The sequence below is a fragment of the Micrococcaceae bacterium Sec5.7 genome (assembly GCA_039636785.1).
Taxonomy (GTDB): Bacteria; Actinomycetota; Actinomycetes; order Actinomycetales; family Micrococcaceae; genus Arthrobacter.
On the sequence record CP144169.1, the window covers coordinates 3,712,300 to 3,738,453 of the forward strand.

Consider the following 26,154-nt stretch of genomic DNA (forward strand, 5'->3'; position numbering starts at 1 on the left):
GTGGTTCCCTCCACTATGTTCTTGTGATGCGTGGCTGGCAATAGATTCCGGCGCCACGGCTATACTCGGTCGCAGCCATGACCAGCATTCCTTCCTCCCCTGCCACCGTCCGCATCGATGCGTGGCTTTGGGCCGTCCGCGCCTACAAGACACGCTCCGCGGCCACTGCGGCCTGCCGGGCGGGCCATGTGCGCGTCAACGGCAATCCGGTCAAGGCTTCGCAGACCGTGGTTCCCGGCGACACCGTCCGTGTGCGCCAGCCGGGCTTCGAACGCATCCTAGAGGTGCGCAGGCTGATCGCAAAGAGAGTCGGAGCCGAGGCCGCGTCCCACTGCTTCACCGACCACACTCCCGAGCGTCCCGCAGCACCGGCGCTGGGTCTTCCTCAGCGGGACCGTGGCGCGGGCCGCCCCACCAAGAAGGACCGTCGTGAGATGGAGCGGCTGCGCGGCGAGGATTAGCCGCGCTACGCTTCGATTGGTGCTGCGGCGCTGCTGGGCACACGGCGGAAAACGTTGCAGGTCCGGGCTGATGTCCCTACTCCCGGACAGCTTCCTTGCCGTCCCGTACTTCGAAGTCTCCGGCTCCGAACGCCGTGGGCAGAAGTACCAGGTGGACCGCGCCGGCACTGGTGGTTTTGCTCTTGACCAGCGTGAAGTTTGACGGCGCCGCGCCCGTCTCGAAAAGCCGTTTCCCCTCTCCCACCACCACCGGAAAGCAGAGCAGCCGGTATTCGTCCACGAGTCCGGCGTCGTGAAGGGCGCGGGCAAGCCGGTGGCTTCCGTGCACCTGGAGTTCACGCCCTGGCTGGGACTTGAGATCGTCGATGGCCTCCAGGAAGTTGCCCGGCAGCACGGTGGTATTCTTCCATGTCGGCTCCCGGATGGTGGCGGAGACAAGGTACTTTGGCAGGTTGTTGAGTGCTGCGGCTACGGTATTTTCCGGGTCCGTCACCTGTTCCCAGTACCGCTGCATCATCTGGAATGTGGTCCTTCCGAGCAATATGGCATCTGCTTCAGCGAACCAGCCGTCGACGATCTGTCCCATGTCTTCGTCGGCATGAGGGACCAGCCAGCCGCCGCGGCCAAACCCGCCGGAGGTGTCTTCGTCCCTGCCGCCCGGACCCTGCATAACGCCGTCAAGGCTGACGAAGGTATTGACCGTGAGTTTCATTGCGTACCCCTTCCAGTGCAAACCCGAATGAAGGCCTGAAGTGACGCAGCCAGTGGACCGCCGCCACCCATAGTTTTGTCTCCACAGGCTGGGGCTGTCAACGGTTCTACGGAAGGAAGCGGAGCCGTCGGCTAGCCTCCGCTGGCGCGAGCCTGGACCAGGTTGGCGAACGGCAGCCGGCCGTAAATCCTGCGGAACTCGGCGTGGTAGCTGGCCTCGGCCGCGTTGACCTCGGCTGGGGGTAGTTCTTTCCAGGCGACGACCAACGACTGCGAGTCGGCGAGCTGCCAGAGCAACCGTCCGTCCCAGTGAACCACCGGCCTCCCCCGGCCGAAGTCCACGAACTCCTGAACCTGGCTGCGAAGCCCACGGTTGCCTTTGCTTCCTGCACTGGCCTTGCCTACGTAAAGGATGTCCGCGTCGGCCACCCACTCGGCGGCCAGGGCGGCTTCCTTGAGCGAGGGATCCTTCTTCCTGAACGTGCCCGCTGTGCTTTTCGACAGGTAGCGCGGCTCGAAGCCTTCCGGCTTCAGCACAGCAAAAATCCCCGGGGCCTGCGGGACACGCATGATTTCAAGGGCCGCGAAGGATCTGAATCCGGTGAACCCGTCCTGGGTGAGCGTCTTTTTGTCGAGGTGCATAGCTGTTCCTTTGGCCGGGAGGCGCGTGATGTGGTCTGGAGCAGTTTACTCAGGCGGGGCCCGCCAAGCAGGGTTGGCCCAGGGTCATCTGGACTGGCCGCGAATTCTTCGAGCGATTTCCAGCAGATCGTCCAACTGTCCAGCGGCAACGTCCATTGTCAGCTCGTAGGCCTCATCCTCCGTTAAAGTCAACGGAACACCGTTCATGGCGAGGAACACTGCCGTGCAGGCGAAGCCCAGCCGTTTTGTTGCCATCAACAAGGCAGTGATTGCCAAGCAGCGATTGCAGCAACGCTGCGGCCTTTTCATCGATTCCCGGATACACGTCCTCACCGAACAGCTGGGTTTGCGGCCTGGATACCGCGGACTGAAGCAGACCATAGTCCCTGACCTGCGGCTGCGAACCCATCGGCGCCGTGACCACGGGGATTGCTGATTCCAGAGTGAGGTACTCGGTCACTCGCCCAGGCGCTTCAGCGTTGCTCCATAGCGGCTGAGCGTGTCCTGCAGTGCAGCGTTCAGGCGGGGGCACTGTCCTCTGCATGCAGATACTCCCGAAGGGCCTTTACCGCGACCTCTTGCATCGAAACACCATCATGCTGCGCCCGCGCCCGCAGTTCAGCCGTATCCTCGGGGGTCAATCTGAGTGTCATTGCCATGGCATCACTTTTGATACCACTATTGTCCGCCTTCCTGATCATTGGTACACCGCCCGCTTGCATCGCAATCAATCGCAAGCAGCCCCGGTGCGCTGGTGGTTCACCCACTGCCGCCAAGGGTGGGGAACGCGGTTGTTCCCCTGACCGGAGATCCGGACGATGTGGAGGATGCCGCACCGGTTCAGCGCAGGCAAAAATGGGCACTGTGGCCACCGGGCTCTTCGCGGCGCAGGCTGCCGCAGTATCTTCAGTCGCCTTATAACGTCGTAGGTCCCTGAAAGACTCTCTTTATGGACGACAAAGGGAAGCCGGTAGCCGCCCCGGCAGCAGCGCATCGCCGGGACGCCACAGTCCAGGACGCGATCAGGGCCCTGACCGCCATCCGCCCCTGCGATGAGAGTGCGGGCCTGATTGACCAGCTACGGGAGCTCGAGTACCTTAAGTCCGTCGCGGCGTCCCTTCAGGCTCGCGTCGCTGTGGCCTTTGATGCCGCTCAGCGCCGTGCCCAGGCCGAGGCCGGTGTTTCCGCGGACGAACTGGGCCAGGGCGCCGCGCAGATCGCGCTGGCCCGGCGCGAATCCCCGGCCCGCGGAAGCCGTCTGCTGGGCCTGGCCAAGGCTTTGGTCACCGAAATGCCCCGCACCCTGGCCGCCCTTCAAAACGGACAGCTCAACGAATGGCGCGCCACGCTCCTGGTCAAGGAAACGGCGTGCCTGGCCGCCGAGGACCGGTGCGCCGTCGATGAACAGCTCGCGGCGGACACCGGCACGTTCACCGGCGCCGGGGACCGGGCCATCATCGCGGCGGCCTGCAGTGCTTCCTACCGGCTGGATCCCCGCTCTGTCGCGGACCGGGCCCGGAACGCTGCCGGGGATCGGCACGTCAGCCTCCGTCCCGCACCAGACACCATGTGCTACCTGACCGCCCTGCTGCCCGTCAGCGAGGGGGTGGCGGTCCACGCCGTCCTCACCCGCCACGCCGACGCCCTCCGCTCCGACGGCGACTCCCGCTCGCGCGGCCAGATCATGGCCGATGACCTTGTCGAACGGATCACCGGCGCGCCCGGCGGGATCACGGGCATTGAAATCCAGCTCATCATGACCGACCGCAGCCTCTTCCATGGCGACAGCGAACCCGCCCGACTGCCCGGCTACGGCATCGTCCCCGCCGGCTGGGCGCGGAAAATCATCACTCCCGCCCCGTGTTCAGGGCACCGGAACCGCCGCCCTGAACACATGGCTGCGCCGGCTCTACACAGCCCCCGGAAACGGAGACCTCGTGGCCATGGACTCCCGCGCCCGGCTCTTCCCGGCGGGGCTCCGCCGTTTCATCCGGGCCCGCGACGACACCTGCCGCACACCGTACTGCGACGCGCCGATCCGCCATCTGGACCACATCGTCCCCCCGGCACGGCGGCGGCACTACCAGCAGCGGTAACGGCGAGGGACTTTGCGAAGCCTGCAACCACACCAAAGAAACCCTCGGCTGGAGCGTCAGGCCCCGCCCCGGCCCGCGGCACACCATCGCAGTCCAGACCCCCACCGGCCACAGCTACGAATCAACCGCGCCGCCCTTGCCCGGCACACCGCTGACCGGAACATCACGGCCCCCAGGAACAGCCTCGCCACCATCCCGACGCCAGCGGCGCGAACTCCGGCACCGTGCCAAGACAATCAAACGAGGCAAGCTCAAGGGAGCGACCGCCGCCTAGCGGAACCAGGCATTCACCAGGATGATGCGCGGGCCTGGACCAGATTGGCGAACGGCGAACCATCAACTCTGAGTTGAAAGTTGCCTCGCTCAATTCGCCATCCGCTAGACCCGGGAGATGGGCTGAGCAATTCGGCCGAAGCCGGCACCTTTCTTTTAGGCGAGTTGGGGCGGAGGTCTTTTGGCACTGTCATTCAGGGCCCTGCCACGATGAACCTGGCCCCGAAGGCTGCGTCCACGGACGGCACCTGATCCTGCGCCCCTCGGCTCCCTGGAGCATCGCCCGGCAGCTCCCCCGCGCACCCACCCACCCAAACGCGTAGAGTAGAACAAGACGCCTGATTCTGGACGCCGTGCTGCTGAGGGAGACATCGTGACGATTGACTGGGACGAAAAGAAAGCTCTGCTACAGGAACCGAACATCGCTGCCGTTACGCAGCTTTGCGACGAACTGATGGAGAAGAAGCCAGGATCCACCGTCCCGTACATCGACCCCGTCCACGACGAAGACGAATGCCGGATCATCAGCCTTCAGGTCAGCCCCGGCAAGGGCACCGAATCCGGCTTTGTATCGCACAACAACGACGACGAAGCCGCCCACCGCGCCACCTCCATCTACGAGCTGGCGGAACTCGACCCCCGCTACGTGATGCCCTGGAATGCCTACCCCTGGGTGCGCGATCCGGAACTGCCCTCAGCCCTCAACGTCCAGGAAAAGACGGACGGCCTCCGGCCCTTCCGGCAGTTCCTCAAGATCAACCGGCGCGTGTCCGCCGTCATCGCCCACGGCACCGATGCCGCAGCGTTCCTCACGCTCTTCGAGAAGACCTACCACTCCTCGCTGAAGAACCACGGCATCAAGATCTACAAGGCCAGCGCCCTCGGCGGCCGCGCCTTCGCAGTCTCAGCGAACAAGCAGGAGGAACTGCTCAGCAAGAGCGTGGACGTCTACAAAGACGCCATGCAGCGCGCCGGTATCCAGCACCTTTAGCTCCGCTGCTTCAACGGAATGCCCGACGGCGGTCCTCCCCGCCACTTCCGGCATACCCTTCGAGGAGGGTCACCCCACCAGCAGCCGCCTCCGGTGCTTCAGCTCCTTGACCCACGCCCTGGTGACCATATCCGGGAAGAGCGAGCCGCCGCCGTCGTGCGTTGAAGGGGTTGGCGTTGAAGCGGTTAGCGTCAAATGTCGACCAGCCACAGCGAAGACAGTTCCCGCCTCCAGATCGGCGATCAGCGGGCCGGATGCCTTCAGCGCCAGCTCCACCGCCTGTTCCGCCGAACGCCCGGTGAGGCCAAGCCCCGCAGCCCAGGCCAGAAAATGCTTCCGTGAGATGCCGCTCCGCTTACCGTCGAGCGTCAGGGCAAGCGTCTTATCCCCGTAAACCACTGTGGAGGGGATGTCGTACACAGGGGCGATGCCCCATTCCCCCGACGGCTGCTGGACCATGGAAACATTCTTGGCGTGCAGATCGCCGTTGCCGCTCAGCCAGGCGAATGCCGCCTGGATCGCCAGGTTCCGCAGCGCCGGCAGCGGCGCCGCACAGTACTCCGCCAGCGCATGGCACACCTGCCCGTACCCCACGTTGTACTTGTCCGCCGGGTACAGCCCCAGCACCTGCGCCCCGTCCTCGACGGCGAGCCGCTGCACGGCGTCCGGCGCTCCGCCCGCCCCTCCAGCCCCGGACGGAGCATTTTTCGGCACGGGCACCCGGTCGAAGCGCTCCACGAGCAGCCCCGGCCGGCCGGCGACATCGCGGATCAGCTGCACGCGGCTCAACGGAATCCGCAGCCTGGCCGCATAGCGGAACATTGCGAACTCGTTCTCCACCACATGCGGGAACTCGGGCGCGTTGAGCTTGAGGATGAACCGCCGTCCCGCACTCGCCACCGGCATGGAGATCATCCCGGCGGACATCTTGTCCTGCACGCCGGCGAGCGCCACCGGATCGATCAGCCCGGAGTCCCCCAGCAGCGCATCGAAATCGACAGGCGCCTTCGGATCGAGCTGAACGGCGTGCTCGTCCGGGTCCAGCTTTTCGCCGTGGCCCACGATCTGCACGTCGCCCACGGGGTTGGCCCCGGCCACGATGAGCAGCGAGAGTTCATCATCCACACTGGTCTTCACGGACCGGCGGAGCGCGTTGAGCCGGCGACCTTCCGGCAGCAGCCCGGTGAAATACGGCGGAGCCGCCCCCGCCGCGGACAGCACGGGCCCCGTGGACAGCGGCAGGGAACTCGCGACGGCGGGGCCGCCGGCTGCCAGATAGGGCGGCAGATAGCTGAACCGGGTTCCGCCGCCGTGACGTTCCAGCTTCGCGGCGAGAACACCTCTCTTGTACACATCTGCGATGCGGTGCTTCACGGCTGGGTGTCCGTCTCCTGGACAGCCGGGGCCTGACCGGGCACGACTTGACCGGAAAGGGCGAGTGCCGCGGCGCTGGACCTGGTGGCCAGGTGCAGCTCGAGTCCCAGCGTTTCCAGCACGGCCATCAGGGAATCCAGCTGGACGCTTGGCTTGCCCTGCTCCACAAAACGGACGAAGCGCTCCGAGACTCCGGCCATGTCCGCAAGGTCCTGCTGGCTCAATCGCAGGGACGCCCGGCGCGCGCGGACTTCCGCGGCAAGCTGTTCCACGAATGAATCCGCCATGGGCCCTCCCTAAACAGGAACGATCGTACCGTTTTGGCCGATGGACCAGTCTATTTCGCCTGACTCCGCTTGCATAGGGCGATTCCGGTACGAACGTACCGCTCTGCGACGGTTCGTGCCGCTCCGGGGTAAATCCGCGCCTCAACATCCACATTCGGCACGTTCGTACCGATGCGGTCACAGAATCCCAAGCTGCCGCAAAAGATGCGGTTTGACACCACAGTGTGACCCGTGCCATATTTCTAAGGTGAACCTGTCAGACAGCCGGACAGTAGGACAGCCTGCTGCCACCGGTACCAGCCAGCCTCTGCCTCGACTCAGCGCAGCAGAGGCGGTCTTCAACGTCATCCGCGGCGAGATCGAAACCGGAAAGGTGGACGTCGGCGCCAAACTCAGTTCCGAAGCCACACTTGCCCAGCAGTACGGCGTGAGCCGCTCGGTGGTCCGCGAGGCCCTCCGCTCCTGTACCGCGCTGGGTCTGACCACTACCAAAACAGGCAAAGGCACCTTTGTAGTGGCCAACCGCGTGGCAAAGGACCTGGTCCTGGGGCAATACTCGGCCCTGGACCTCACCGAGGCCCGCCCGCACATCGAGGTTCCTGCAGCCGGGCTCGCCGCACAGCGCCGCACCGCCGAAGAACTCGAGAGCCTGCGCGATATCGTCGCGGCCATGGCAGCCGAGGGCGATCCCCAGGCCTGGGTCAGCCTGGACTCGAGCTTCCACGCCGCGATAGCCCGGGCCAGCGGCAACAAGGTATTCGAAAGCGTGGTGGCGGACATCCGCGAAGCCCTCGCCCACCAGTCCGAAACACTGAACATGGTGGCCGACCGCCAACACGCTTCGGACCACGAACACCAGCTCATCCTCCAGGCCATCGAGGCCGGATCAGCGGAACAGGCCGGCGCCGCCATGAGTGCACACCTGCGCGCCGTCGGAGCCGCCCTCAACTCGATCCTCGATAAGTGACCACCAACCCCAAGGATGCAATGCCCGCTCCCATTCTCATGGCAGGCCAATCAGCAGCACGCCACGCATCACCTTGTATCCCTGTCCTTCCGCAACATGTTCCGCTCGCGATCCAGACCCGCGACGGCCTTGTGGAAAGCGTCCACTACGGCTCACTGATCGCAACAGCCCCGGCACCTGCCGGCGGCCACACTCTCCTGGCTGCAGGCGATTCTCTGGCGCCGTTCTATCCGCGGTCCTCGCTGAAGCCGCTGCAGGCGGTGGCCATGGTGCGGGCCGGGCTGGACCTTCCCGCCGAGCTCCTGGCCCTCACCGCCGCCAGCCACTCGGGAGCCGCCAGACACCTCGACGGCGCCGAACGGATCCTGCGGCTGCATGGCCTGACCGCAGCAGTACTGGAAAACAGCACCGACCTCCCCTACGGTGTCCGCGAGCGCGAAGAATGGCTCCGCGGCGGCGGAACGCCCACCCGGCTCACCCAGAACTGTTCCGGCAAGCACGCCTCCATGGCCGCCACCTGCGTCATCAACGGCTGGCCCGTACGAGGCTATTTGTACCCCGAACACCCGCTGCAGCAGCTCGTTGCGGAGACCATCAGGGAACTGACCGGCGAGGAACCAACGCAGACCAGTACCGATGGCTGCGGCACCCCGCTCTTCGCCCTCACCCTGCGCGGCATGGCCCGCGCCTTCGGCCGCCTCGCCGCTGCCACAACGGACAGCACCTCCGGCCGCGGTGGGCTCAGCGAACACAGTCCGGAAGCCGCCGTCGCGCATGCCATGCGCCAGCATCCCCAGATGGTGGCGGGCGAAGGCCGGGACGTCACCGAACTGATGCGCCTGATGCCCGGGCTACTGGCCAAGGACGGCTTTGAAGGAGTCCAGCTGGTCGGGCTGCCGGACGGCCGCGCCATTGCGGTGAAAATTTCCGACGGCGGAGACCGGGCCCGCATGCCCGTCACCGTCGGCGTGCTGGAGGCAATCGGTGTGGACACGGCGCCCCTTGCCGGTATCGCATCGGTCCCGGTGCTGGGCGGAGGCAGAGCTATTGGCCTGCTGCAGGCCATGGATTTTCGCTCCGCGAGCCAGACTTTCACTTCCCAGGACCAGGATTGAGGACCACCATGAACGCCGTTAAAACCCACCCGGGTGTCCGCTCCGAACACGACCTCCTGGGCGATCGGGACGTTCCCGCCCACGCCTACTGGGGCGTGCACACGCTCCGCGCCGTGGAGAACTTCCCCATCACCGGCCAGCCGCTCTCCTCCAACATGTACCTGGTCCGCGGCCTGGCCGCCGTGAAACTGGCAGCTGCCCGGACCAACCATGAGCTGGGCCTCCTGGACGCCGAGCGCGCCCGGGCCATCGAGGAAGCCTGCGCCGACGTCATGAACGGCGAGCTCAGCGAGCAGTTCGTGGTGGACGTGATCCAGGGCGGCGCGGGGACGTCGTCGAACATGAACGCCAACGAGGTCATCGCCAACCGGGCCCTGGAAATCCTGGGGCACGCCAAGGGGGATTATGCGCGGCTGCACCCCAACGACCACGTGAACCTCAGCCAGTCCACCAACGACGTCTACCCCACGGCCGTCAAACTGGGAACCATCTTTGCCGCCCGGGAACTACTGGAAGCACTCACCGAGCTGGAAGACGCCTTCGCCGCCAAGGCGATGGAGTTCCGCACCGTGGTGAAGATGGGGCGCACGCAGCTGCAGGACGCCGTTCCCATGACCCTGGGCCAGGAATTCGGCAGCTACGCCGTCACCATCGGCGAGGACCGGCTGCGGCTTGCCGAAGCGGACCTCCTGATCCATGAAATCAACCTCGGCGCCACCGCGATCGGCACCGGGCTGAACGCCCCGGCCGGCTACGCCGAGGCGGCCTGCCGGCACCTGGCCGAAATCACCGGGCTCCCGCTGGTCACGGCCGTGGACCTCATCGAAGCGACCCAGGACGTCGGCGCGTTCGTGCACCTCTCCGGCGTGCTCAAGCGCGTGGCCGTGAAGCTTTCCAAAATCTGCAACGACCTCCGGCTACTCTCCTCCGGACCCCGGGCCGGCTTCGGCGAAATCAACCTGCCTGCGGTGCAGTCCGGCTCCTCCATCATGCCCGGCAAGATCAACCCGGTGATCCCGGAAGTCGTCAGCCAGGTGGCCTACGAGGTCATCGGCAACGACGTCACCATCACCATGGCCGCCGAAGCCGGACAGCTTCAGCTCAACGCCTTCGAACCGATCATCGTCCACAGCCTCCACAAGAGCATCTCCCACCTGGAAGCAGCCTGCCGCACCCTCACGGCACGCTGTGTCCGGGGCATCACGGCCAACACCGAACACCTCCGGCTCACGGTGCAACAGTCAATCGGCCTGGTTACAGCCCTCAACCCCCACATTGGCTACGCCACCGCAACCGCCATCGCCCAGGAAGCCCTCGCCACCGGCAAAGGAGTGGCCGAACTGGTGCTTGAACACGGGCTGCTCACTGCCGAGCAGCTTGACGAACTCCTCAGCCCCGAACGTCTGGCCAACCTCAGCAAGTAACCACCCCTCCCCGGCACCCCATCAAAGGATTCCCATGTCTCACCCCGAACAGGCCGCGGCAACGAAGCCGACCCTCACGGACCACAGCATCCCCGTCCATTCCCATGCAACGGAAACCACCCTCCATGCCGAGGACGAGGGCTACCACAAGGGCCTCAAACCCCGCCAGATCCAGATGATCGCGATCGGCGGGGCCATCGGCACCGGCCTGTTCATGGGCGCCGGCGGACGGCTGGCCAGCGCAGGGCCCGCATTGATCCTGACCTACGCAGTCTGCGGCTTCTTTGCCTTCCTGATCCTCCGGGCGCTGGGCGAACTCGTCATGCACCGCCCGTCGTCGGGTTCGTTCGTTTCCTACGCCCGCGAGTTCTACGGTGAGAAGGCTGCGTTCGCCACCGGCTGGCTGTACTGGCTGAACTGGGCCATGACAGCCATTGTGGACATCACCGCCGTCGCCCTCTACATGAATTTCTTCGCCAAATACTGGGCGCCCATCGCCCTGGTGCCGCAGTGGGTCTGGGCCCTCGCCGCGCTGCTCCTGGTGCTTGGCCTGAACATGGTCTCCGTGAAGGTATTCGGCGAGCTGGAGTTCTGGTTTGCGCTCATCAAGGTGGTGGCGCTGGTGGCGTTCCTGCTGGTGGGCATCTACTTCGTCATCTTCGGCACTCCGGTTGAGGGTCAGGAGGTGGGCCTCAGCCTGATCAGCGGCAACGGAGGCTTCTTCCCCAACGGACTGCTGCCGGCCATCGTGGTGATCCAGGGTGTGGTGTTTGCCTACGCCTCGATCGAGCTGATCGGCACCGCCGCCGGGGAAACCGAAAACCCCGAAAAGATCATGCCCAAGGCCATCAACACCGTGATCATCCGGATTGCCGTGTTCTACGTGGGATCCCTGATCCTGCTCTCACTGCTCCTGCCGTTCACCTCCTACAAAGCCGGAGAGAGCCCGTTCGTGACGTTCTTCGGCTCCATCGGCGTGGACGGTGTGGACGCCATCATGAACCTGGTGGTGCTCACTGCTGCACTGTCCTCCCTGAACGCCGGTCTCTACTCGACCGGCCGCATTCTGCGCTCCATGTCCGTGTCCGGCTCGGCACCGAAGTTCGCAGCCCGCATGAACAAGGCAGGCGTCCCATACGGCGGCATCGCATTGACCGCCGCTGTGGCCCTGCTTGGTGTGGTGCTGAACGCGATTGTCCCGGCACAGGCCTTCGAGATTGTGCTGAACATCGCCTCAATCGGCATCATCAGCGCCTGGGGCATGATCATGCTCTGCCAGATGAAACTGGCCGCCTGGGCGAAGAAGGGCGAGGCCGTCCGGCCGCAGTTCCGCCTTCCCGGATCACCCGTAACCGGCTGGCTCACGCTCGTCTTCCTCGCCGCGGTGCTGGTGCTGATGGCCTTCGATTCGCCGGTAGGCACGTGGACCGTTGCGTCCCTGGTCCTTGTTATCCCGGCCCTGATGTTCGGCTGGTACCGCTGCCGCGACCGCATCCTGGAGATCGCTGCCGCCCGCGATGGCCACACCGGCCCCCACCCGGTCATCGCCAACCGCCCGGTAAAAGGCACTGGCGGGAGCCCGGCCCATACCCCACGCGGGGACAAGGAATAGAGCTCACAGACGTAACACACGACGGCGGCGCTGCCGGTTCCGGTTAGTACGGAACCTGCAGTGCCGCCGTCGTACGCGGCTTCAGCGGCGTGTCAGGGGTGCCCAAGGTAATGGATACCCAGCTGCCGGCAATGGCCATCGGACTGCCGCACCGCGGCCTGCCCGAGGACCTGGCCCGCCATGGCAAGGAAGACCAGGCCGTCTGGAACCGGACCTTCGCCTACGTAGGCCGACGCCCCAGCGACTGCAGCGGGGTGGCCACGGCGGTCACCGGGATCGCCGACTAATCGCAACGGCGGCCGCCCCGCTGTTTCATCGGCGCCCGGACGCCCCGCCGCCGGCGACGGGGCGTCCGGCGTAACGCAACGCACCCGCAACCCCCTGCCGGGAGATGTTCGCATATGCTCGGCACAGGCACCAAGCGCAGCACCAACCCCACGGCTCAGCGAAGAACCACAAGGGAGACACCTCATGACCAACTGGCGGATCCGGGATTTCCACTCGGCCGATCTGGACGGAATCCTCCACCTTTGGGAGTCACTCAAGGCCACCAATGTGGAGCCGGTCTATGCCCTCTCCGAAGTGCTGGCGTCCTGCGAGAAGGACCACGCCGTAGTGGCGGTCCAGGGCGATCAGGTGGTGGGTGCCGCCGTCGGCCGGGCCGCCCATGACCAGGGCTGGATCGTCTTCCTGGCAACGCTTCCGGAGTACCGCGGCCGCGGGATCGGCACCTCGCTGCTTGCCTCAGTCGAAAACCGGATGGCCCCGCACGGGCTCAATAAGCTGTCCGCGCTGATGCCGGAATCGGAGACCCGGGTGGAAGCATTCCTCAGCCGCGGCTTCGCTCTCAAGCAGCACCTGCGCTATTTCGAACGGAAAATTCCGGTCCAGCGCCAGGAGCTGGAGCCGCTCAGCCAGCTCGGCGGACGCATTCTGGCACGCGATCTGTGGGAAAACGTGGCCGGCATGCACAACGAGAAGGAGCTGCTGGAACGCCGGCTGGTCCTCCCGCTTGCCGAGGCCGATCTTGCCGACGAATACGGTGTGGTGCCGCCGCGGGCTGTTGTGCTTTTCGGCCCGCCGGGCACCGGCAAAACCACTTTCGCCAAGGCGATAGCTTCGCGTCTTGAGTGGCCGTTTGTGGAGGTCTTCCCGTCCAGGCTTGCGTCCGATCCCAAGGGACTGGCCGGCGCCCTCCGCGAGACGTTCCTGGAGATTGCCGAGCTGGAGCACGCCGTCGTTTTTATTGACGAGGTGGAGGAAATCGCCTCCCAGCGTGCCGGCGATCCGCCCTCACCGCTGCAGGGCGTCACCAACGAACTCCTCAAGATCATCCCGGCATTCCGCGAACAACCCGGCCGGCTTCTGGTCTGCGCCACCAACTTCATCCGCGCCCTGGACTCAGCGTTCCTGCGCCACGGCAGGTTCGACTACGTCATCCCCATCGGACTCCCCGACCGGCTCGCGCGCGAGGCCATGTGGCAGCGATTCATCCCCGCCACAGTGGTGGACGACGTGGATGTGGAGCTCCTAGTGGACCGCACCGAGGGCTTCTCCCCCGCGGACATCGAGTACGCGGCCCGCAGCGCCTCCCAGCGTGCATTGGAAAAAGCAGTGTACGACGACGGCGGGGCGGCTTCGGGCGGCAGCGCCTCAGTCCGCGAAGCGGCCCGGAAGGGCCCTGCCACCCAGGACTATCTGGACGCCATCGGTGACACCCGGAGGACCGTCAGCGAAGAGGTCCGGCAGGATTTCCTCGAGGACATCGACTCCCTCGGGCGCGTGTAGACCGGCCATTAACATTTCGGGAAGCGATGACCGGGCGGCTGCCGCCCACAACGCGGGGTCACCTACGGCCCATTCCGGGGCCGTCAATGGGCCGTAGGTGACCCCGCGTTGCTTCTATGACATGGTGACGATGATTTTCCCCTTGGCCCGGCCCTGCTCCAACGCCTCGAAGGCCCCGGCGATCCGATCCAGCGGGTATGTGCTGTCCACGATTGGCCTGACGTGCCCGTCGTCCACCAGCGTGGCCAGGAACCGGAGATCATCGCCGCTGCCATGCATGAACAGGTACCGGTAGCTCGCACCGAACCTGCGGGCCCGGAGCCGGGTCGGGAGGCTGATGATCCAGAACAGGACCGCCAGCAGGCCAGGCCGCCCCAGGTCCTTCGATGCGGTCACAGGTTCGGGCCATCCGGCGATGGAAACGACCTTGCTTCCGGGTTTGAGGATGCGGAAGATCCCCTCAAGTGCACGGCCGCCCACCAAGTCCAGGGCGGCGTCGTAGTCCGTGAGGACGTCTGCGAAGTCCTCACGGGTGTAGTCGAGCACCCGGTCTGCGCCCAGCTGCCTCACCAGCGCATCTCCCCGTGGCGACGCCGTCGTGGTTACCTCGGCACCAAAGTATTTGGCGAGTTGGATGGCCAGTGTGCCGACACCTCCGGCGCCACCGGAGATGAACAACCTGGTCCCCGGCCGGATCTGCAGTTCGTCCCGCAGCGCCTGAAGCGCCGTGAGCCCGGCCAGAGGAAGGCCCGCTGCCTCAACAAAGTCCACGGAATGCGGCATGGGCGCCACCAGGTCCTGGTGAACCGCAGCGAATTCCGCGAAGGCACCCAGCGTCAGTTTTTCCACCCGGGCGTAGACGCGTTCGCCCACGGCGAAGCCGCTGGCCCCGGGGCCCACAGCCTCCACCGTCCCTGCCAGCTCGCAGCCTGCGACGATGGGAAGCTTCGGCCGGCCGATGACCTTCAGCCCGCCCTGGCGCAGTTTGTAGTCGACCGGATTCAGGCCGGCTGCTGCGACTTTGATCAGGATCTCGCCGGGTTCTGCCTCCGGGGCGGGGACGTCCCGGAGCTCCATGGCATCCGCGGCGCCATACCGGGTCATGACGTAGGCACGCACTGTGGCCCTTAGCGCTGGTCGTCTTCCGGGGTTTCCAAAGGCCCGGTTTCGACAGGCTCAACCAGCGGGGTTTCCAAAGGCCCGGTTTCGACAGGCTCAACCAGCGGGGTTTCCAAAGGCCCGGTTTCGACAGGCTCAACCAGCGGGGTTTCCAAAGGCCCGGTTTCGACAGGCTCAACCAGCGGGGTTTCCAAAGGCCCGGTTTTAACGGGTTCGTAGGACAGGTTCAGGTAATCAGTCTCGTCGGCGTCGTCGACCATGTCGTTCAGCTCATCCAGCAGCGACGGGTTGATGCGTTCCAGGATCATCCGGATTTCAGCCTCGGGCACGGCGGCGTAGAGCACCGGCCGGGCCTCGGCGTAGCGCGTCACGGGAGGCTTGTCCGGCCACTTTTCAGCCAGCGCCTGCACACGCTCCGGCAGCGAGTTGTGGGCGTTGTCTGCGATCTTAACCAGCGCGGCATCGTGATTCTCGGCTGCCATCCGGATGCCTGCCTCGTAGTCATCCGGGTCATCCTGGAAGCGCCGCGTGAGCCGTTCAATAATGCCCACCGCCCGCTCGGAAACTCCCATGTCCAGGAGTGCCTGCCGCGTGATGGGGGTGTCCTCGGCGATGTCGTGCAGGTACCCGGCGATCCGGATGTCGTCGTCGAAATCGGCGAGTGCATCGCCCACGGCCAGCACGTGATCGCGGTAGGGCCGCTTGAGCTTGTCCTTCTGGCGGTTGTGCGCCACCTCGGCAAGGACCATGGCCGTCTCAACAGTGAATCGTGGTTCTGACATGGCTTCAGCCTATCCCTGCATCAGGCCGTCCATACCCACGGCTCCCTCGGCAGTGCGGCCGGGGAGAACGCAGCGAGCGCCTCCGTCAACGGGCCGCCCGGCAGCCCCAAAGATTCCAGAATGAGGCTCCGGACGGCGTCAACGGACACCCCTGCGGCCGCGAGGTCGCCCAGCGTCACCGCACCGTCGCGCTTCGCGAGCCGGGCGCCGTCGGAATTCACCACCAGCGGCACATGGGCATACTCCGGCACCGGCAGCCCCAGGAGGGAGGCGAGATACGCCTGCCGCGGAGTGGACGGAAGCAGGTCATCGCCACGCACCACCTGGTCGATCCCCTGGGCGGCGTCGTCCACCACCACGGCAAGGTTGTAGGCCGTCACGCCGTCATTGCGCCGAAGCACAAAGTCATCCACCACGCCGGTAAAAGCACCGTGCAACACATCCTCCACGGCCCATTCCGTCACCGATGACCGCAGCCGGATGGCCGCCGGGCGGATGGACCGTTTGAACTCCAGCTCGGCCCGGAACAGCTCACGGCACGTGCCCGGGTACGCGCCCTGCGGCGCATGCGGCGCGGACGGGGCCTCCTGGATTTCGCGGCGGGTGCAGAAGCATTCGTAGGTCCGCCCCGCGGCGGTAAGTTGCTCGATCGCTTCCGTATACACCGCCTCACGGTCCGTCTGGCGCACGACGACGCCGTCCCACGTCACGCCGATCGCCGCCAGATCGCGGAGCTGCTCCGCCTCCGCGCCTGCACGCGCACGGTCCAGATCTTCCACGCGAATCAGGAATTGCCGCCCGGTGGACCGGGCAAAAAGCCAGGCCAGAAGGGCCGTTCTGAGGTTGCCGACGTGTAGTTCCCCGGAGGGGCTGGGGGCGAAACGGCCGGCTGACGTCATGCCCCAAGCCTATGCGGAACAACGCATCTGTCCCGAGCAACACAAGAGCCCCTCAGCTACCGAACGCTTCGGCGGAAACCGAGGTCGGTGGCTCAGGGGCTCTTGCCGTGCCGGGCCGGGGAGCAAACTCCGGGGCTATTGGCACTGCTGTTGCGGACAGACGATGCGTGAACAAGTGTCAATCAGCGGCGGCTTCCTTGCGGGAAGCCTGGTCCAGTGACCGGGTGGTGTACCGGGGAGCCTGTAGCCTGCGGAACCGGCGGTAGCCCTTGTCCCGTTGCCACTATTTGAACAGAAGCCATACAGTTGGCGCAACGGACATGCTGGTGACTGGTCAATCTGACCAAGCGCAGCTTCAACTCCAGACAGGAACTGATCAGATTGCAGGAACTCGACGCAACCGACCGGCGCATTCTCGCAGCAATGGACGAGGATCCCCGGCTGCCCATCATGGTGCTGGCCCAGCGGCTGGGCCTGGCGCGCGGAACCGTACAGTCGCGCCTGGAGCGGATGACGGCGTCGGGCGCCCTTCGTCCTAACAGCAGCCGCGTGCTTCCCTCCGCCCTCGGGCGGGGAGTCGCCGCCTCGGTGAGCGCGGAACTGGACCAGAGCCATCTGAATGAGGCCATCGCGGCGCTGCGGGAGATCCCGGAGGTGCTGGAATGCCACGCACCGGCCGGCGATACGGACCTGTTGATCCGGGTGGTTGCCACCAGCCCCGACGACCTGTACCGGGTCTCCGAGGAAATCCGGCTCTGCCCGGGAATCGTGCGGACCTCCACCAGCATGTTCCTGCGCGAGGTCATCCCCTACCGGACCACCGGGCTGCTGCGCGAGTAACGGCGCGGCCGCCTGACCGCCCGCTCACCGGCCCTTCAGTCCGCCTGATGTCGCCGGCCGGGAAACTCCCCATCGCCGAGACCACCAAATACCGCTACTATGACGCGAAGGCAACTACCTTGGGGGGACGATGGCCGACGTCGGCGGGTTGAGCATGCATGGCCTCGCAGGGGCGGCCGCGCGCCTGACCCATGGGTATTTCATCCGGGCCAGGTCTCAAGAAGGAACCCCATGAGTTCTATTAAGCGCTCCATCGCGTCCATGACCGGCCTGCTGATTCTCGCGGCCGGTCTCGTCTCGGTACCGGCAGCTCCGTCATTGGCGGTGTCCACGGCAAACCCTGACGATCCGCCGTCGCAGTTCGTGGCGGGAACCCCGCATTCCGAGCATGGGTACGAATCCGCACCGGGGGTACCCGCCGCACCCCCGGCGAAGACAGGACCGCAGACAGAAGCGGCCGGCACAGCGTCTGCGGCAATAAGGGTCAAACTCGTCACAGCGAAGCTGGCCGACAACAAAAACACTGTGTCCATGACCGCCGCCGATCAGGCGGTGGCGGCTTCCAGCAACTACTGGAAGGCGATGTCCAACGGCCGCATTTCCATGACCGTTGCAAGCCGGGTCACGGGACACCAGTCCGCCGCGACGTCCAGCCAGTCCTACTACGACATCATCAACCAGATCACCAAAGAGCTGAACTGGACGTACAGCACCAACACGGCCCTGGTTGTCTTCATCCCGCCATCGGCGCTTTCCGGCGGTGCCCTGGGTGCGGGGTACAGCAGCAATGGCAACAGCGGCCGCGTGCTGATGCCGCAGATCAGCAACTTCACGCAGAGCGTGCTCGCGCACGAGTTCGGGCATGTCCTGGGGTTAATGCACGCGGACTCCCTCCAATGCGGCAGCGGAGCCGCCGATGTGAGCACCACCAGTGCCGGGCAGTTCTCGGATTCCTCCTGTTCCATCCGCGAGTACGGGGACACGACCGACCTCATGGGGGCATCCCGGTATGACACCCCGGTGATCAGCTCCACCTTCTGGGACGCGCGGGGGCTGGGGCGGGGGGATGAAATTCGGAATCTCGGTGTTCCCACCGGAGTAAAGAGCTACACACTCAGGCCCTGGGGCGGGACTCTGGCCAACCGCGCCGTGAAGTTTACTGATCCGCTCAGCCGTGAGACCTACTACGTGGAGCTCAGGCAGCCCGTGGGCTATGACCAGTACCTTGGGTACGCCGGCAATGAAGGCAACAGGGGTGTCAAGATAGTACAGCCCGGCGGAGCCACCCCGGCATCCTCACTGATTCTGATGCCGTCCACCAAACCGTTCAGCGGGTACTACAGCCCGAATCATGCGTGGCCGGCAGGCAGCACCTTCACCACCCACTCGGGAACGCGTGTGACCGTCAATTCGGTGACAGCGGATTCCGCCACGGTCACCATCAACGCAGATCAGGCGCTGCGTGCCAGGATCCAGTTCTCCGTGGGCGATTTCAACGGCGATGGCCGGGCGGACGTGATTTCACGGGAGTCGGATGGTTCGCTCCTGCTGCACCCGGGCCAGGCGGGGAACCGGATCGGCTCGCCGGTGAAGGTCGGGACCGGCTGGAACATTTTCAATACCGTTCTGGGGAACGGAGACTTCGACGGCGACCGGCGGGCCGACGTCATTACACGTTCTTCCGATGGCGTCCTGTGGCTGTATCCGGGCAACGGGGCCGGGGGCTTCCTGCCCAGGAAACAGATCGGGACCGGCTGGCAGATCTACAAACGCATGATCGCCCCCGGGGACTTCACCGGGGACGGTAGAGCAGATCTCTTCGGTGTCCGCTTTGACGGAACTTTATGGCTCTACGCGGGCAACGCGGCGGGCGGGTACCTGCCCGCGAAGCAGATCGGTTCCGGGTGGCAGAATTTCACTGCCATCACGCCCGGCGGCGGATTCGCCGGCAAGCTTCCGGGCCTCATGGCCCGCGGCGAAGACGGAACCCTGTACCTGTACCCCGGCAACGGGGCGGGAGCATTCCGTGCGCGCACCACAATCGGTGCCGGATGGAATTCATTCAGGGATCTGCTGGGAGGCCAGGACTTCACCGGGGACGGGCGCACCGACGTACTCGTGACCACCGGGGCGGGCACCCTGGCTTTGTACCCCGGTGACGGGAACGGACGCTTCGCCGCCAGGCTGGCGATCGGGGCCGGGTGGGACCGGTTCAGCCAGGTCCTGGAGGCTGACGACTTCGACGGTGACGGACGGCAGGATGTTCTGGCGCGTACCCCGCAAGGCGCACTGTGGCTGCACCCCGGCAATGGGTCCGGCAGTTTCCAGGCTGCGAGGCAAATCGGTTCCGGCTGGCAGGGCTTTGACCAGGTCATTAATGCCGGGAACTTCAACGGCAGCGGCGGTCCTGATCTGGTGGCGAGAACGGCAGACGGCTCTCTTTGGATGTACCCGACAGACGGCAGGGGCAGATTCCTGCCGCGCAAGCTGATCGGCATAGGGTGGCAGTCCTTTACCCGGATCCTGTCTCCGGGCGACTTTACCGGTGACGGCCGCACCGACATCATCGGCCAGACCGGCGACGGCAGACTTGTGCTGTATCCGGGCGCCGGCACCGGGGGGTTCCAAGCCAAGAAAACCATCGGATCAGGGTGGAACATCTTCAACGAGGTTGTCAGGGCGAATGACTTCAATGGCGACGGGACGGCCGACATCATAGCCCGCACCTACGACGGCACGCTGTGGCTTTACCCGGGCAGCGGAGCCTCAGGATTCCTGCCCCGGAAGCAACTGGGCACCGGCTGGAACATCTACAAATCCTTTGTCAGCGTGGGACGGTTCACCGGAACCGCCAGCCCCGGCATCATCGCACCGGCACCCGACGGCGCACTCTGGCTCTACTCCGGCTCAGGAAGAGGCACGTTCCAGACGATTGTCCTGAACCCCCGCTGACGTTTTCCCGCTGGCGTTTTCCCGCTGGCGCCCACCGGTGCGGCCGGGGAGCGGCCAGGGGGGACCTCTCCCCATCGCGGCGTGCCGCGAAGGCCGTTAGGCTGGCACAAGACTTCAACCAGGGGGACAAGTGGCGGGGAACTTCTACGGTGCGGACATCGCACAGCTGCGCCGGCTCGCCAAAGATCTGGCCGGCGGAGCCAACCGCCTCACGGCCTTGGGGCAGCAGCTCGGCAGCGCCATCAGCTCCAGCCCGTGGAAAGGGCACGACGGCGATCACTTCCGCAGCGACTGGACCTCATCTCACCTGGTGGCGCTGAAGTGCGCTGCCGCCGGTATGGAGACGGCCTCCAAGGCTCTGCTGAAGAACGCGGACGAACAGGACAAGGCAAGCGGAAGCAGCGGTTCCGGCGGGCAGGCTTCCGGCGGGCAGAGCGCGCCCGGAAACGGCACTGCCCAGGACCTGACCGACAAGTTGAACGGCATGACAGCTGACGAACGCCGGGCCTACCTGAACAGCGACGAGTTTAAGAAGCGGGCCCTGGAAGACCCCGAGGCCGCGAAAGCTGCCATGGACGCCGCCGCGGATTCCGGGCTGATCGAAAAGAAGTCTCCCGAGTACGCGGACTTCCTCAGTGACTACTGGGACCAGCAGGCCATGCGCGAGATGGGCATCAACCTCCCCGCCTGGGACACTTCCAAGGGCACGGAATACAACTGGGAGACCATCAAGAAGGTCTACGATTTCTACGGCCGGGCGTATCTGTCCAACCCGGACCTCCAATGGGCCGGCATGGCCAACATGATCGGGCCATCATTCGCAGGCGGGTTTAAGGACATGGCCATGATGCGGGAGCTTGCCCAGCAGATCGCCGACAATCCGGCGTCGGATGTTCCCATCCCGGTGCTGGACCAGCTCGAGCAGCTCGCCAGCATGACGGACGAGGAAATCAAGTTCTATGAAACCAGCATGCTGGACATGAACAAGGAGATCTTCCTCGACCAGGCCCGGCAGCACGAGGCCTACATGAACGGCGGCATGGGCGAGATCAACCGGCTCCGGGATTCCGGCGCAATCGATGCCGGCACTGCCCGGGCCTGGGCCCAGATCGACTCGGGCGATCCGGCGCAGATCAAGGAAGGCAACACCTCCTTGCTCTACCGCGAGCAGAACGAGATCATCGCCGACGACTACGACAACATGCGAAGCCACCCCGGCGGTGAGGCCGTGACGTACATGGTCACACTCGCCGGCGAACCCTCCATTCCGGGAGCCAGGAGCTACCCGGAGGTGTTCCCGTACACGTTCAGCGTGGAGAGCCCGGGCCCGGAGAGTGTCCCCTTCACCAGCTGGGACAACCCCACCCAGTTCCGCACGGACTTCACCACCGGGTTCCCGGACGGCAACATCGCCAACGGTGATCAGCGCTGGGCACTCATCAGCCAGGATACGCTGCCGGCTTACCAGAACCTGCAGGCCACGGACCCTGAACGCGCCAAGGAGATCATCGGCTCCGACTTCAACGACCGCGTGGAGCAGTACCGGCCCACCAACAACATTCCGGACATCATGGGCCGCTTTGCGTCCGGTTTCGATGCGGAGGTACACCAGTGACATTCGTTCCGCGCCACAGGCGGCAGGCCGCCGTCGTACTCCTTGCCCTGACCGGAAGCCTGGCGATGGCGGGCTGCCAGTTGAACGGCCCCATTGCCACCGAACCGACTTCCCAAGGGAGCACCGTGAGCACCTCTGAATTCTCCACCCTCGACGCCGCCGGAGTGGACCGCATCCGCACCGGCAGGACTGCGCGCCTGGACATGAGCTCGGGCACCTTGCAGAAGGCCGATGTGCGCGTCACAGCCGACAGCTACGGACCGGAAATCAAGGTGAAGGACGGCGGCAAGATTGCGCTCACCATCGTGGGCCCCGCCGGAGAGATCGAGGGTGAAACGGACCGGATCCGCTTCAACACCACCGACGCCCGCGCGGACTTCAGCGAGGTCACGTACTTCCTCACCACCGGCTCAATGGACGGGTACGTCAGCCTCATCCACGAGGGTGTGGACAAGTACGGCATCAGCAGCGAGGTGGCCGAGCGCTGGATCGACTCCATGGGTAAACGCCCCCGGGACAAGAGCGATTTCGCCCTGGATCCCGGCACCTCCACCGGCCTGAGCGTCACCTACGATCTGAGGTACGACGGCGCCAAGGACACCCAAGTGATCATCGTCCACGTCGCTCCTGCTTCTTAAGCATCGCCCCGGCTTCTTAGGCATCGCCCCGGCTGGTGCCGTCTAGACCGGCGGCCCCGCGTTGGACTTCAGATTCTTCATCACCAGGGTTGAGGTCAGCCGCTCCACTCCGGGCAGCACCGTCAGTTCGCTGTCGTAGAAGCGCTGGTACGCCGGCAGGTCCTCGGCGATGACTTTCAGCAGGTAGTCCGGCGAGCCGAAGAGCCTCTGGGCTTCCACGATGTTCGGATTCCCCGCCACCCGGTTCTCGAAAATCTCCATGGTGGACCGGTCAACCTGACGCAGCGTCACGAAGACAATCGCCTCGAATCCAAGCCCGACGGCGGCGGGGTCAATGTCCGCCTTGTACCCCCGGATCACGCCCGAAGCCTCCAGGTCACGGAGCCTGCGGTGGCACGGGGCCACCGTCAATCCGACCTTGGAGGCGAGCGCCGTGGCGGTCATTCTGCCGTCCTCTTTGAGGTGACGCAAAATACTTCTGTCTATGTGGTCAATCACGCAATAATCTTACCCGTTTCGGCTCGGGATGCGCGAAATCAGGGAGCACTTATGGCGCCGTTTTGCCTAGAGTTTCTCTTGTACCCGCACGTCAGGAGCCCTCCGTGAATACCCAGTTGTTTCTCGCCTTTCTAGTTGTCGCCGCCGCGCTCGCCTGCACCCCCGGCGTTGATTGGGCGTACTCAATCTCCGCAGGCCTGGCGAAGCGCAGCTTCGTGCCGGCGGTGGCCGGACTCTGCAGCGGCTATGTGCTGCATACGGCGCTCATGGTGGTTGGTCTGGCGGCCCTCCTGACGGGAATGCCCCAAGTCCTCGGCTGGATAACAGTTGCCGGCGCCGCCTACCTCCTGTGGCTGGGCGCGGGCACCATCCGCTCCTGGCGAGGCGCCAGCTTCACCGCGGATTCCGGCGTCGATTCCCCTGCCGGCAACCAGATGAGGACGTTCCTGCAGGGCATCGGCACCAGCGGTATCAACCCCAAGGGATTGCTCTTCTACGTTGCCCTGGTCCCGCAGTTCGTCAGCCCGAAAGCGGCGCTCCCGGTTCCGGTGCAGTCCGGGCTCCTCGGCCTGACGTTTGTGCTGCTTGCGGGAATCGTCTACACCTGCGTGGCGATCCTGGCCCGCAAGCTGCTCCAGTCCCGTCCCGGTGCAGCCCGCCGGGTGACACTCGCCAGCGGCATCATCATGGTGGCGTTGGGTGCCGTGCTGCTGACCGAGCAGCTGGTGCCTGTTCTGGCTGCCGTCCTGGCAAGCGCCTGACCTTGACGCTCAGTCCCTGCGTTCCATGAACCACTCAGTGAAGGCTGTGGCCCGCCCGTCCGGTCCGAGGCGGACGATCCAGAGGTTTTCATAGCTCGGGCGGTCATCCAGATAGGACGTGCGTCCCTGCACGAATGCCAGGTCGCCGTCGACGCCGAGCACGGACCATTGGAATGTCCAGTCCTCCGGCTGGTCACCCTCGGATATCCAGCGTTCAACAATCTGCTCCCGTCCGCGCCACGGATCGGGGTCGTACGGTCTCGTGGCATAAACAGCATCCTCTGCGAACAGCTCCCGGATATCCTCTGGCGCGTTGGTTGTCCATGCCGCGATGTACTTATCCATCCAGGCCTTAATTGCGTCGCTCATTTCTCCGTTGTACCCCGTGCCGCCGCGGCCCACAAGGGGTCAGTCCACTCCGCCCCCGCCATACTCGCGATCCCAGAGCTCGTGCATTTCGGAGTCCCTGCGGATGACCCTGAGGGTTTCCGGGGGCTCCAGGTCGGCCGGCGTGCGGCGCTGCCAGTCGCGCGGATTCAGCGACCTCCGGCCGTTGTCCAGCACCAGAAGCGCCCGGTCCGTGAGTGCATCGTTGCGCGGGGCAATGTTCGTCTTCCGACGGCGGAGCACTTCCTTGAGCAGCGCCGCATCGCGGCCGCCCAGCACGCCGTGGATCAGGCCGCCCACACCCGCGGCGATTTCGCGCACCGGTGGGCGGACGCGGCCGTGCCCGAATGGTGTGAGGTCGTGGGTGTCGCGGTAGATCGGTGGTGAAGAGGACTGCCCGGCGGCCATCCACCCATGCTAGTAGGCTCGGGGCATGGCTGAACTCAACGCTGACTCGTCCTCCACAGGAACCCCTGGCAGCGATCCGAAAACTCCCGAGGTCAGCGACGACTTCATCCACCGGAAGCACACCCTGCCCTCCGGGCTCGAATACACAACCACCACCGGCCGGCTGGTGCTGCGCCGCGAGGAAGTGAAGGACGGCAAGGCGGACGGCTTCAAGGCGAAGGCCGAGATCTTCCTCGTCAGCTACATTGCGGACGGGATTTCGACAGGCTCAACCACCGGGCGGACCCAGCGCCCCGTGGTTTTCGCCTTCAACGGCGGCCCCGGGTCCTCCAGCGTGTGGCTCCACATGGGACTCCTGGGCCCGCGCATGGTCAACAGCGGGGACATCGGCAACCTCACGCCGGCACCGTACGGCGTGCTGATGGACAACCCGGAAACCATCCTTCAGCACGCCGATCTGGTGATGATCGATCCCGTCAACACCGGCTTTTCCCGCGTGGTTGAGGGCGGCGCGGCGGATGAATTCCATGCGTTCATCGAGGACCGCGACCTCGTGGCGGAGGTCATCCGGCTGTGGACAACCCGCAACGACCGCTGGCTCTCGCCCAAGTATCTGGTCGGCGAATCGTACGGAACTCTTCGTGCCGTGGCGGCGGCCAAGCGGCTCTTTGACGCGTATGGGATGACCGTCAACGGCCTCGGCCTGATCTCCACCGTGCTGAACCTGTCCACCCTGGACTTCCAGCCCGGCAGCGACACCCCCTATGCCCTGCACATCCCCACCTACGCTGCGATCGCGCATTATCACGGCCGCCACCCGGGCCGGGAGCTTGCGGACGTTGTCGCAGAGGCCGAGGCATTCGCGGCAAAGGACTTCGGCTATGCGCTCACCCAGGGTTCGCGGCTCACCGCGGAGGAAATGGACGACGCCGTCACCCGCCTCAGTGCGCTGACCACCCTGGGCGAGGGGTTCATCAGGCGGACCAATCTGCGCTGGACCTATGGCGAATTCGCGGCCGAGCTGCTGCGGGACCAGGGCCTCACCGTAGGCAGGATCGACGGCCGCTTCACGCAGCGGCCGGACAATGTGCAGCTTTCCGAAAACTGGGATGATCCCTCACTGCGTGCCATCAACGGCCCCTACGCCGCCGCGATCAACCACTACCTCCGCGCCGAGCTGGGCTACGAGAACGACCTCCCCTACGAGATCCTCACCGGACGCGTCCAGCCCTGGAGCTACAAGACCTTCGAGGGCGCGCCGGTGGATGTCAGCGCGGATCTGGAACGGCTCCTCGCCTACAACCCGGACCTGCGCATCCATGTGGACTACGGATACCTTGACGGCGCCACCCCGCACTTCGCCGCGGAGTACGTGTGGGCGCACATGAACCTGCCTCCCGAAGCGCTGTCCCGCTTCACACACCACTATCACGAGGCCGGACACATGATGTATCTCAAGCCCGAGGCCAGGCTGGCGCAGCTCGCGGCGCTCGCGGCTTTCGTGACGCCCTGAC

General features: G+C 65.3%; 24 protein-coding genes and 3 pseudogenes. 15 read left to right on the forward strand and 12 right to left on the reverse strand.

The features are described from left to right. Positions 1-77 precede the first annotated feature (77 nt). On the forward strand, positions 78-461 hold the full coding sequence (locus V3C33_17740; GenBank protein ID XAS67259.1) for an RNA-binding S4 domain-containing protein: 384 nt from the start codon (positions 78-80) through the stop codon (positions 459-461). Positions 462-537: 76 nt separating this feature from the next. Here the strand turns inward: V3C33_17740 and V3C33_17745 are convergent, their stop codons facing one another. The 4 genes and pseudogenes from V3C33_17745 to V3C33_17760 form a co-directional block, all read right to left on the reverse strand. Then, a complete protein-coding gene (locus V3C33_17745; protein XAS67260.1) occupies positions 538-1,173 on the reverse strand; it encodes a dihydrofolate reductase family protein in 636 nt (211 codons plus the stop codon). 131 nt (positions 1,174-1,304) lie between these two features. Further along, positions 1,305-1,814 (reverse strand): hypothetical protein, encoded by a 510-nt coding sequence (locus V3C33_17750; GenBank protein ID XAS67261.1) that lies wholly within the window; start codon positions 1,812-1,814, stop codon positions 1,305-1,307. 84 nt (positions 1,815-1,898) lie between these two features. Next, positions 1,899-2,090: a hypothetical protein gene (locus V3C33_17755; protein ID XAS69828.1), complete on the reverse strand. Its 192-nt coding sequence runs from the start codon at positions 2,088-2,090 to the stop codon at positions 1,899-1,901. Between the two features lie 19 nt (positions 2,091-2,109). Continuing rightward, positions 2,110-2,358, reverse strand: a pseudogene (locus V3C33_17760) (hypothetical protein). 405 nt (positions 2,359-2,763) lie between these two features. Between V3C33_17760 and V3C33_17765 the strand changes: the two are divergent. Both V3C33_17765 and V3C33_17770 read left to right on the forward strand, forming a co-directional pair. Next, positions 2,764-4,184, forward strand: a pseudogene (locus tag V3C33_17765) (DUF222 domain-containing protein). Positions 4,185-4,556: 372 nt separating this feature from the next. Continuing rightward, a complete protein-coding gene (locus V3C33_17770; protein XAS67262.1) occupies positions 4,557-5,174 on the forward strand; it encodes a uracil-DNA glycosylase in 618 nt (205 codons plus the stop codon). Between the two features lie 69 nt (positions 5,175-5,243). Here the strand turns inward: V3C33_17770 and V3C33_17775 are convergent, their stop codons facing one another. Continuing rightward, entirely contained in the window at positions 5,244-6,548 is a 1,305-nt protein-coding gene (locus V3C33_17775; protein XAS67263.1) for a HipA domain-containing protein, read from the reverse strand. Continuing rightward, the gene (locus V3C33_17780; protein XAS67264.1) at positions 6,545-6,835 is read right to left on the reverse strand and encodes a helix-turn-helix transcriptional regulator; all 291 of its coding nucleotides are present in this window, start codon (positions 6,833-6,835) and stop codon (positions 6,545-6,547) included. The genes V3C33_17775 and V3C33_17780 overlap by 4 nt, the downstream gene beginning before the upstream one ends. A gap of 247 nt (positions 6,836-7,082) precedes the next feature. Between V3C33_17780 and V3C33_17785 the strand changes: the two genes are divergently transcribed. From V3C33_17785 to V3C33_17810, 6 genes are all read left to right on the forward strand, one after another. Next, on the forward strand, positions 7,083-7,802 hold the full coding sequence (locus V3C33_17785) for an FCD domain-containing protein (GenBank protein ID XAS67265.1): 720 nt from the start codon (positions 7,083-7,085) through the stop codon (positions 7,800-7,802). 20 nt (positions 7,803-7,822) lie between these two features. Next, complete coding sequence (locus V3C33_17790; protein ID XAS69783.1) at positions 7,823-8,917, forward strand: asparaginase; 1,095 nt, start codon at positions 7,823-7,825, stop codon at positions 8,915-8,917. An 8-nt stretch (positions 8,918-8,925) separates the two neighbouring features. After that, the gene (locus V3C33_17795) at positions 8,926-10,341 is read left to right on the forward strand and encodes an aspartate ammonia-lyase (GenBank protein ID XAS67266.1); all 1,416 of its coding nucleotides are present in this window, start codon (positions 8,926-8,928) and stop codon (positions 10,339-10,341) included. 34 nt (positions 10,342-10,375) lie between these two features. Next, entirely contained in the window at positions 10,376-11,953 is a 1,578-nt protein-coding gene (locus V3C33_17800; protein ID XAS67267.1) for an amino acid permease, read from the forward strand. A gap of 110 nt (positions 11,954-12,063) precedes the next feature. Then, positions 12,064-12,240, forward strand: coding sequence for a hypothetical protein (locus V3C33_17805; protein ID XAS67268.1), 177 nt, complete (start codon positions 12,064-12,066; stop codon positions 12,238-12,240). 184 nt (positions 12,241-12,424) lie between these two features. Beyond that, complete coding sequence (locus V3C33_17810; protein XAS67269.1) at positions 12,425-13,741, forward strand: GNAT family N-acetyltransferase; 1,317 nt, start codon at positions 12,425-12,427, stop codon at positions 13,739-13,741. A gap of 114 nt (positions 13,742-13,855) precedes the next feature. Here V3C33_17810 and V3C33_17815 read toward each other — a convergent pair whose 3' ends face one another. The 3 genes and pseudogenes from V3C33_17815 to gluQRS all read right to left on the reverse strand — a co-directional run bounded on the left by V3C33_17815 (position 13,856) and on the right by gluQRS (position 16,541). Next, on the reverse strand, positions 13,856-14,845 hold the full coding sequence (locus tag V3C33_17815) for an NADP-dependent oxidoreductase (GenBank protein ID XAS67270.1): 990 nt from the start codon (positions 14,843-14,845) through the stop codon (positions 13,856-13,858). Between the two features lie 227 nt (positions 14,846-15,072). After that, a pseudogene (locus V3C33_17820) lies at positions 15,073-15,642 on the reverse strand (phosphohydrolase). Positions 15,643-15,662: 20 nt separating this feature from the next. Continuing rightward, entirely contained in the window at positions 15,663-16,541 is an 879-nt protein-coding gene (gluQRS, locus tag V3C33_17825) for a tRNA glutamyl-Q(34) synthetase GluQRS (protein XAS67271.1), read from the reverse strand. A 381-nt stretch (positions 16,542-16,922) separates the two neighbouring features. On the opposite strand from gluQRS, the gene V3C33_17830 reads away from it, so the two are divergent. From V3C33_17830 to V3C33_17845, 4 genes are all read left to right on the forward strand, one after another. After that, complete coding sequence (locus V3C33_17830; GenBank protein XAS67272.1) at positions 16,923-17,381, forward strand: Lrp/AsnC family transcriptional regulator; 459 nt, start codon at positions 16,923-16,925, stop codon at positions 17,379-17,381. A gap of 231 nt (positions 17,382-17,612) precedes the next feature. Continuing rightward, positions 17,613-20,333: an FG-GAP-like repeat-containing protein gene (locus V3C33_17835; protein ID XAS67273.1), complete on the forward strand. Its 2,721-nt coding sequence runs from the start codon at positions 17,613-17,615 to the stop codon at positions 20,331-20,333. Between the two features lie 130 nt (positions 20,334-20,463). Then, positions 20,464-21,948, forward strand: coding sequence for a WXG100 family type VII secretion target (locus V3C33_17840; protein XAS67274.1), 1,485 nt, complete (start codon positions 20,464-20,466; stop codon positions 21,946-21,948). After that, positions 21,945-22,586 (forward strand): hypothetical protein, encoded by a 642-nt coding sequence (locus V3C33_17845; protein XAS67275.1) that lies wholly within the window; start codon positions 21,945-21,947, stop codon positions 22,584-22,586. The genes V3C33_17840 and V3C33_17845 overlap by 4 nt, the downstream gene beginning before the upstream one ends. Before the next feature lie 42 nt (positions 22,587-22,628). On the opposite strand, the gene V3C33_17850 is transcribed toward V3C33_17845, so the two are convergent. Continuing rightward, positions 22,629-23,084, reverse strand: a complete 456-nt coding sequence (locus V3C33_17850) for an Lrp/AsnC family transcriptional regulator (GenBank protein XAS67276.1) — start codon at positions 23,082-23,084, stop codon at positions 22,629-22,631. Between the two features lie 104 nt (positions 23,085-23,188). On the opposite strand from V3C33_17850, the gene V3C33_17855 reads away from it, so the two are divergent. After that, on the forward strand, positions 23,189-23,845 hold the full coding sequence (locus V3C33_17855; GenBank protein ID XAS67277.1) for a LysE family translocator: 657 nt from the start codon (positions 23,189-23,191) through the stop codon (positions 23,843-23,845). 9 nt (positions 23,846-23,854) lie between these two features. Here V3C33_17855 and V3C33_17860 read toward each other — a convergent pair whose 3' ends face one another. Both V3C33_17860 and V3C33_17865 read right to left on the reverse strand, forming a co-directional pair. Then, positions 23,855-24,214: a nuclear transport factor 2 family protein gene (locus tag V3C33_17860; protein XAS67278.1), complete on the reverse strand. Its 360-nt coding sequence runs from the start codon at positions 24,212-24,214 to the stop codon at positions 23,855-23,857. Between the two features lie 39 nt (positions 24,215-24,253). Further along, positions 24,254-24,640, reverse strand: coding sequence for a hypothetical protein (locus V3C33_17865; GenBank protein XAS67279.1), 387 nt, complete (start codon positions 24,638-24,640; stop codon positions 24,254-24,256). A 25-nt stretch (positions 24,641-24,665) separates the two neighbouring features. Between V3C33_17865 and V3C33_17870 the strand changes: the two genes are divergently transcribed. Next, the gene (locus V3C33_17870) at positions 24,666-26,153 is read left to right on the forward strand and encodes a peptidase S10 (protein XAS67280.1); all 1,488 of its coding nucleotides are present in this window, start codon (positions 24,666-24,668) and stop codon (positions 26,151-26,153) included. Position 26,154: the final 1 nt, after the last annotated feature.